This window comes from Bacillus sp. JJ1773, from assembly GCF_036962035.1.
Lineage (GTDB): Bacteria > Bacillota > Bacilli > Bacillales > Cytobacillaceae > Cytobacillus.
Genome location: NZ_JBALNX010000088.1, coordinates 1 through 8,199 on the forward strand (window position 1 = coordinate 1; position 8,199 = coordinate 8,199).

Genomic DNA, 8,199 nt, shown 5'->3' on the forward strand with positions numbered 1-8,199 from the left:
CAAAGATTGAAAAAAGACAGCTGCCGTTTAATAAGTTGTCTTTTTTCAATCTTTGTTTTGTTTGCGTCGAAGACGTAATGCACTTATTCAATCTTCAAGGCCACCACACCATGAACTTCGTATGGTGACCGTTTTCTCCCTTTTTGAAAAAATCTATCCGTTTACGATTGTGCCGCCGTTCACATGAATAATCTGCCCGCTTACATAGGATGAATCATCACTTGCCAAATATACATAGGTTGGTGCTAGTTCGTATGGCTGTCCTGCACGTCCAAGCGGTGTGTCGGTTCCAAATTGAGCTACCTTATCGACAGAGAATGTAGATGGGATTAGTGGGGTCCAAATGGGTCCCGGCGCTACACCGTTTACACGAATTCCTTTTCCTGAAAGTGACATCGCAAGAGATCTAGTAAAGGAAACGATTGCCCCTTTCGTTGCTGAGTAATCAATCAGCTGTTCATGTCCGGCATAGGCTGTTATGGAAGTGGTATTAATAATGGAACTGCCTTTTTGTAAATACGGCAGAACCATTTTTGTTAAATAAAAATAAGAAAAAATATTTGTCCGGAAGGTTCTCTCTAGTTGGGCAGAAGAAATATTCAGGAGACTATCCTGAGGGTGCTGCTCTGCAGCGTTGTTTACTAATACATCTATTTTCCCAAACTGGTCAATCGTTTTATTGGCAATCTCCCTGCAAAAGGACTCATTTCCGATATCTCCTGGAAGTAATAAACATTCTTGCCCTTCCGCCTCTATTAATTGCTTTGTTTCGTCTGCATCTTCATGCTCTTCTAGGTAGTTGATCGCAATATTTGCCCCTTCTTTAGCAAAATAGATGGCTGCTGCTTTTCCAATTCCGCTGTCACCACCTGAAATGAAAGCTATTTTTCCTTTTAATTTCCCTGATCGCTTATAATTGGGATCAATCGAGGTTGGTTTTGGATCCATTCGACTTTCTAATCCAGGCTGCTTGTTTTGATGCTGTGGGGGAAAAGCGTTTCGCTTTGGCTGATTTTGTTTGTTTGGCATGTTGAACGAACCTCCAACTAGTATTTACTATCCTAGTATGGAGTAAATTAGCACGGATTATTTGTCAGGTGAAATAGTGCCCTTATTGGGTAGTGAATCGTCTGCCTTGGCGTGCGCAATAGGGGACAGACGCTTTAATTTAGATTAGTCTTCTTACTATCATTGATAAGCGGCGTAGACCATCCTCTAAATTAGAAAGAGATGCAAAGGAATAGGAAATACGTAGATATTGGTCAGCCTGAATATCATAAATATTTCCCGGATTTAGTAATATACCTTCTGCAAGTGCCGTTTCAAATAGTTTTCTTATTGAAATGGAAGGTATTAATCGTATCCAAACATAAAACCCTCCCTTTGGTATTTCCCATGTTGCCAAATTAGAAAAATACTTATTTAAAATATTTAAGGTAAAATCTCTTCGTATTTTCAGTTGTTTTCTAATTTCATTCAGATGCTGATCATAAAGTCCACTGGAAAACCATTCTACAGCAGCCCATTGTGACAAGGAACTTGAACCATAATCAGTTTGCATTTTAATATCTGCTAAGTGCTCAATAACCGGCTCTGGACCAACTACCCAGCCAATTCTAAAGCCGGGGCTTAAAGTTTTGGATAAACTTCCCAAATATAGGACAAGTCCATTTTTGTCGAATGCTTTAAGAGGGTTTGGAGGTCTCTCTTCGAACCATAATTCCCGGTAAACATCATCTTCGATTAAAGGTAATTGTTCTTGCTGACATATGTTTAACAATTGATTACGCCTTTCAACAGTCATTAAAGTTCCAGTTGGATTTTGAAATGAAGGAATTGTATAAAGTAAAGCTCCTTTATTCAGCTTTTTATATTGTGGAATATCATTCACCTTAATCCCTTCTTTATCCAATGGAATGCCGATTAAACGCATACCAGCTGACTGGAAGACATGAAGTGAATGAAGATGAGGGTTTTTCCGTTAATACAGTAGAGCCTTTATGTAATAAACCAACACTAATAAGTTGCAAGGCTTGCAGGGCACCTGAAACAATTAGAATGGAAGAAGGCGAAGCCTCGATTCCAATCGTTTTTAAATAGTTACTTATTTCCTCCCTTAATGGTAATAACCCTTTTGGTTCTTCATAACCATAAGAAAGTTCTTTCATAGACAGCTTTTCAAAAATTTGTTTCATTGACCTGCCAGCCAAAAGATCAGGTGATAATTCGCCGGTTCCTAAACGGATGATGTTAGGAATAAATTCAGCTTGATTAATTTCTTGAATGGTTGGAAGGTTAGGTTTGTGAATGCCCGACTTAACATATGAACTCCAATCAGGAGGGGATGCTGTAGCCAATAGATTCCATGTATTATTAATCACCTTCGTACCGCTGCCACTTTTTCCTTCGATAAGTCCTTCTGCAGTTAATTCATCAAAGGCAGTAACTATTGTACTCCGATTTACTTCCAAAGCCTTTGCTAACGTGCGTTGGGGTAGAAGCTTATATCCTATTGTCCATTCACCATTCGATATTTTTTCTTTCATAAAATCAGCAATTTGCTTATGCAATGGTATAGGTGAGGACTTATTGGGCTTCCAATTAACTGAAAACATAAACGGTTCTCCTTTTTAATCATTCTTTATACCATTATATTACTTGGTTGGTATAGAATCCATCCAATTGGTTGGAGACAATGTGAAAGATACTAACTAAAATAAGACTAGTTAATAAAAAGAAAAGGAGAACTTTGGATGTTAGAGCCATTTATTCATGGAAGTATTCTTGCACTAGGACTTATTTTGCCTCTTGGTGTTCAAAATGTTTTTGTTTTTAATCAAGGGGCACTTCAACCAAGTTTTATTAGAGCCTTACCCGTTGTCATTACAGCCTCTTTTTGTGATGCTTTTTTGATTACCGTATCTGTGTTAGGCGTTTCATTACTTATCTTAAGTTCATTTTGGATTAAAACGATTCTTTTAGGGGCAGGTTTGATCTTTTTAATTTATATGGGATGGACAACATGGAATAGTAAACCTAGTAATGAAAGAGAAGATATCGCGAAGAAATTTCCATTAAAAAAACAAGTATTGTTTGCAGCATCCGTTTCCTTGCTGAACCCACATGCAATCATGGACACGGTAGGTGTAATTGGTTCAAGCTCGTTAAGATACGAGGGAGATGAAAAAATAGTTTTTGCTGTTTCGTGTATTTTGGTTTCTTGCGTTTGGTTTTTAGGGCTTGCATTAGCTGGACGAATCACTGGAAAACTCGATAAATCAGGAAGTTTTATGTTGACATTAAATAAAGTATCAGCCTTAGTCATATGGGGGGCTGCCGTTTACCTTGGATTATCTTTATTTTAGGATCTTGGAAATACAAGGATAGAAATGATAAGCAGGGGCTATCCCATAAGTCAGTGTTGACAATGGTAAAGCCCCAGATTGTTATGGTTCTACTACTACGCCTATAGTCCTTACTGTTGTTTTTTAATAATAATGACAAATAAGCTTGCAAATAAACAGAAAACTCCAGCCATAAAAAACGCCCAAGTGTAAGTATTGAAATATTTATAGACTATACCTCCACCATAAGCAGCTGCTGCAGCACCTGCTTGGTGAGAGGCATAAATCCAACCATAAATAATAGCGCTCTTCTGAAGTCCAAAGATTTGTCTTGTAATATTAATTGTGGGTGGTACAGTAGCCACCCAATCTAAACCATAAAACACAGTAAAAACAATAATCCAAGTAAGATCACCCTTCATTAATGCAAAAGGTAGGAATACGAGAGAACCCCCTCTAAGCAGATAATACCAAAACAAGAGCCAGCGATTATCGATACGATCTGACAGCCAGCCGGATAGAGTTGTTCCCACGATGTTAAAAACGCCCATAAATGAAAGTAATGAAGCAGCAGTAACTAGCGGAATTCCAAAGCTAATGCAGTAAGAAATAAAATGTGTCCCAATCAATCCACTCGTTGAAAGTCCACACATAAAGAAACTACCTGCTAATAGCCAAAATTCTTTTGCCTTCACAGCATCGAAAAATCCTTTGAAAGCAATGACTATCGGATTTCCATTTTGAATTTCATGCATTTCCTCCATATCTTCACTTTGACCATATGGAAGAACCCCGATGTCTTTCGGTGAGTTTTTCATAAATAAAAAGATGATGATGAACATAATGATGCTAAGAGCAATGATTAACCCCATAGCCCATCGCCACGAGTAACTTTCGATAACCATTGCTAAGACAGGAAGTAATATTAATTGGCCCATAGCCGTACTTGCCGTTAATATTCCGGTTGCAAGTCCCCTTTTTTCTTTAAACCAATGATTTGCCACATATGGACTTAATACCGTTAAGAAAAGACTTGATCCAAGTCCAATAATAATTCCCCAAATAATAATCAAGTGCCAAGATTGATTCATTAAGTAAGTTAATAGGAGTCCAATCAGCAAGGTTCCCATAGAGGCTAGCATCATTTTCTTTAGTCCTATTTTTTCTAGTAAGGCTGCCATAAACGGGCCTGATACTCCATAGAAAAACAGACTAATACCAAAAGCAAGGGAAATCACGGAACGATCCCAGCCAAATTCACTTTCAAAAGGAGTTAAGAAAACCCCTGATGATGCCATAACAATTCCAGCTACAATGATGGAAAAAAATGTTACGGTCAGAATAAACCAGCTAAAGTGAATACGTTTCAAAACGAAACCGCCTCTCTATCTATGATTCTTAATTTTAGCTAGTAATTAATCATGTGTAAAATTGAAGTTTATGAAGTGAATCATTGATTTTTCTGATACTATTGAAATAAGAGAATATTAAGGGCGGGTGATGTGTTGGAAATACGCCATTTTGTTACGTTTAATAAGGTCATTGAAACAGGTAGTTTCACTCAAGCGGCAGAACATTTAGGTTATACTCAATCCACAGTGACCTCTCATATTCAAACGCTTGAAGAGCATTTAGGCGCACCTCTGTTTGATCGGATGGGGAGGAAGGTTAGATTGACTGAAATTGGTAAGAAACTGTTACCTTATACACAGGAAATTTTAGATACTTATGGAAAAATTGAAAGCATTACTAGTGAGGGGAAGGAAATTAGAGGGACGTTAAAGATTGCGGCTCCTGAGTCACTAACTGTTTACCGCTTAGAACCAATATTAAGAGAATATCGAAAGAAATTTCCTCATGTAAGCATCCGTTTAAGTAACGCCACTTGCGGAGATAACAAGAAAGCAATCGTTGATGGTAGTGCTGATGTTGCGTTTGTCATGTTGCCACAGTTTAAGGATTCAGATTTAGTCATCCATCGGTTAATGAACGAACCGATTGTTCTCATTGGAAGTCCTGATTGTTCACTGAGTAGTTTACCTAAAAGCTATGAAAATCAGAAGCTTAGCGAGTGTTTCATTACGAACGAGAAAGAAGCCAGTTATCGAAGAATATTTGAAGAGTTTCTACGGGATAGAGGGATTGTACCTTCCAACATCATGGAATTTTGGAGTATTGAGGCGATAAAGCGTTCTGTCATGAGTGGGCTTGGCATTTCTTATTTACCTTTAATGACTGTACAGGATGAAATCAAGGAAGGAAAATTAAAAATGATTCCTTGCGAGGCTGATTTAAAACAAATATACTCCCAAGTCGTTTATCACAAAAACAAATGGGTTTCCCCTGCATTATCAAGTTTTATAGATATTACTTTGAAACATGCAAAAAACTGGTCATGTGTGGAGACTGTTTGTTGAGGAGATTGTGATGGTTTCTATTTAAAAGCTATGATATTTAACAATTGGGCACTTGAGTTGAAAAAGCAATAGTTGAAGATAAAAAAGAAAAATAGGCTAGATAATTAAACCCTCCAGCACCTGTGAGTTGCCACATGCACTTTACACATTGTGAGGCAGTTATTCTGCAGGCACAAAAAAAGTAGTAAAATCAAAGATAATTGGCGATAATTAACTGAAAAGATAGTGCTGAGGGACGAAGCAATTTAAATAAGTAGTTCTATACATATGATACGAGGAGGTTTTAGTATGGTAAATGAAAATAGGAAGTTATCACCCGAACAACTTGAAGAAATACTTGGAATATTGAAAGACCGTTTTGAAACAAACATGAACCGCCATGAAGGTCTTGAATGGGCAAAAGTCCAGGCAAAGCTGGAAGCTAATACTGAAAAAATGTGGTCGCTCAATGAAATGGAAGCAACTGGTGGTGAGCCGGATGTTGGTGGTTATGACAAAAAAACGGACGAATACATTTTTTATGATTGTTCAGCTGAAAGTCCTAAAGGTCGCAGAAGTGTTTGTTACGATCATGAAGCGCTGGAGTCACGGAAAAAACATCCACCAGAAAATAGCGCTATTGGTATGGCGACTGCGATGGGCGTTGAGCTTTTAACGGAAGAACAATACCGGGAGCTGCAAATACTTGGTAATTTTGATATGAAAACATCGAGCTGGGTGCAAACACCTGCGAATATTAGAAAACTTGGCGGTGCTATCTTTTGTGATCGTCGTTACGACACTGTCTTTATGTACCACAATGGAGCAGATTCCTACTATGCTGCAAGGGGTTTCCGTGGCTCACTAAGGGTTTGAATTTTAGAGAAAAACAATGCCAGATGAAGAGGTGCGGGTGGCATATACCCCAAGAAGGGATAAATTTTTCCATAAGGTTATATCATAAATCTTTTACGTTATTTTTTATAAGATTTATGTGATATCCATGTAGAAGCGATCACTGGATTGATATAAAATTGTAACCCCTGAATAAAGTTTTGCTAGTTAAAAGTAAATTCCAGTTAAACCGACCCTGATTTCGTTTAAAATACTTTTGCGATTTCAGGGTCTTTTTCTACCTTTTTCATAAAAAAACCTCTCTATTATCAAAAAACAGTTATTAAATTTCAGTTACTTGACAGTATTTAATTATATAAATATACTTACTTACATAAAGTAACTTAAAGATCAGTTACCCAATTTGAAACAGATTGGTGCGAATGTATGAGAAGAAATCAATCATCCTTTTGAAAATCGCATCAACTTATAATATAGGAGGTATCCGATTGGCTGCTAAAGAAAGTGCCGGTATTGAAATTGGTATATACACACTTGCGGATATAGGTCCGAACCCCCTTAATGGGAAGACGATAACGGTTAAGGAAAGAGTAAAAGAAATCATTCAAGCCGCAAAGCTTGCTGATGAGGCGGGACTAGATGTATTTGGGGTAGGAGAACATCATCGTCTGGATTACGCTTCTTCTTCTCCTGCTGTTCTATTAGCTGCTATTGCACAAGTAACAAATCATATTAGATTAACAAGTACAACAAGTGTTTTAAGTACGCTTGATCCTGTTCGTCTATTTGAAGATTTTGCTACATTAGATTTACTTTCCGATGGCCGAGCTGAAATACTGGCTGGCAGAGGAGCATTTATAGAATCATTTCCTCTTTTCGGTTATAGTACAAACGATTATGATGAGTTGTTTGAAGAACATATGGACCTTCTATTACAACTAACCAAAAATGAGACTGTCACATGGTCAGGGAAGTTCCGTTCTTCTTTAAGGAATGCTGAAATTGCCCCAAGACCGGTGCAAGCAAAATTGCCAATTTGGATTGGAGTTGGGGGTACACCTGAGAGTGCCATTCGTGCTGGAAGGTTTGGAGTGGGAATGGCATTAGCAATCTTAGGAGGTCATCCAAGACGTTTTAAGCCACTTGTCGATCTTTATCGTCAAGCTGGAATAGACGCTGGACATGCACCAGAAACATTAAAGGTTGGTGTAACGGGCCATGCTTATATAGCTAAGACAACTCAGCAAGCAAAGGATGAGTTTTATCCTTATTACTCGAATTACTGGGGTTATGTGAACCGTCAGCGTGGAATGGGGACAAGGATGTCAAGAGATGACTTTGAACATATGGCTAGTCCGGATACTGCTTTGTTCGTGGGGAGTCCACAGCAAGTCATCGAAAAAATCCTTAAACAATACGAACTCTTTGGGCACCAACGTTTCCTTGCACAGTTAGATATAGGTGGTCAACCTTTTAAGAATGTTGCAAAAGGGATTGAATTGTTAGCAACGGAAATTGCTCCAATCGTTCGAAGAGAAACACGTTTACAGTAACGGGTGAAGCAGAATAAATTTTATTATCAAATAAAAAAACAAAGTACCATT

6 protein-coding genes and 1 pseudogene are annotated in these 8,199 nt (G+C 38.0%); 4 read left to right on the forward strand and 3 right to left on the reverse strand.

Features of this window, described 5'->3' with window-relative positions; genetic code table 11:
* Positions 1 to 153 precede the first annotated feature (153 nt).
* Positions 154 to 1,029 carry an SDR family oxidoreductase gene (locus V7127_RS21645; RefSeq protein ID WP_335489547.1) on the reverse strand — a complete coding sequence of 292 codons (876 nt, stop codon included), beginning with the start codon at positions 1,027 to 1,029 and terminating at the stop codon, positions 154 to 156.
* Positions 1,030 to 1,168: 139 nt separating this feature from the next.
* Positions 1,169 to 2,615, reverse strand: a pseudogene (locus V7127_RS21650) (PLP-dependent aminotransferase family protein).
* 138 nt (positions 2,616 to 2,753) lie between these two features.
* Here V7127_RS21650 and V7127_RS21655 point away from each other — a divergent pair.
* Entirely contained in the window at positions 2,754 to 3,365 is a 612-nt protein-coding gene (locus V7127_RS21655; RefSeq protein ID WP_335345962.1) for a LysE/ArgO family amino acid transporter, read from the forward strand.
* Positions 3,366 to 3,475: 110 nt separating this feature from the next.
* On the opposite strand, the gene V7127_RS21660 is transcribed toward V7127_RS21655, so the two are convergent.
* Positions 3,476 to 4,714: an MFS transporter gene (locus V7127_RS21660; RefSeq protein ID WP_335345963.1), complete on the reverse strand. Its 1,239-nt coding sequence runs from the start codon at positions 4,712 to 4,714 to the stop codon at positions 3,476 to 3,478.
* A gap of 132 nt (positions 4,715 to 4,846) precedes the next feature.
* On the opposite strand from V7127_RS21660, the gene V7127_RS21665 reads away from it, so the two are divergent.
* The 3 genes from V7127_RS21665 to V7127_RS21675 all read left to right on the forward strand — a co-directional run bounded on the left by V7127_RS21665 (position 4,847) and on the right by V7127_RS21675 (position 8,148).
* Positions 4,847 to 5,761, forward strand: coding sequence for a LysR family transcriptional regulator (locus V7127_RS21665; protein ID WP_335354853.1), 915 nt, complete (start codon positions 4,847 to 4,849; stop codon positions 5,759 to 5,761).
* Between the two features lie 288 nt (positions 5,762 to 6,049).
* Complete coding sequence (locus V7127_RS21670; protein ID WP_335489550.1) at positions 6,050 to 6,616, forward strand: DUF4256 domain-containing protein; 567 nt, start codon at positions 6,050 to 6,052, stop codon at positions 6,614 to 6,616.
* A 467-nt stretch (positions 6,617 to 7,083) separates the two neighbouring features.
* The gene (locus V7127_RS21675) at positions 7,084 to 8,148 is read left to right on the forward strand and encodes an LLM class flavin-dependent oxidoreductase (protein WP_335489553.1); all 1,065 of its coding nucleotides are present in this window, start codon (positions 7,084 to 7,086) and stop codon (positions 8,146 to 8,148) included.
* The last annotated feature ends 51 nt before the right edge of the window (positions 8,149 to 8,199 follow it).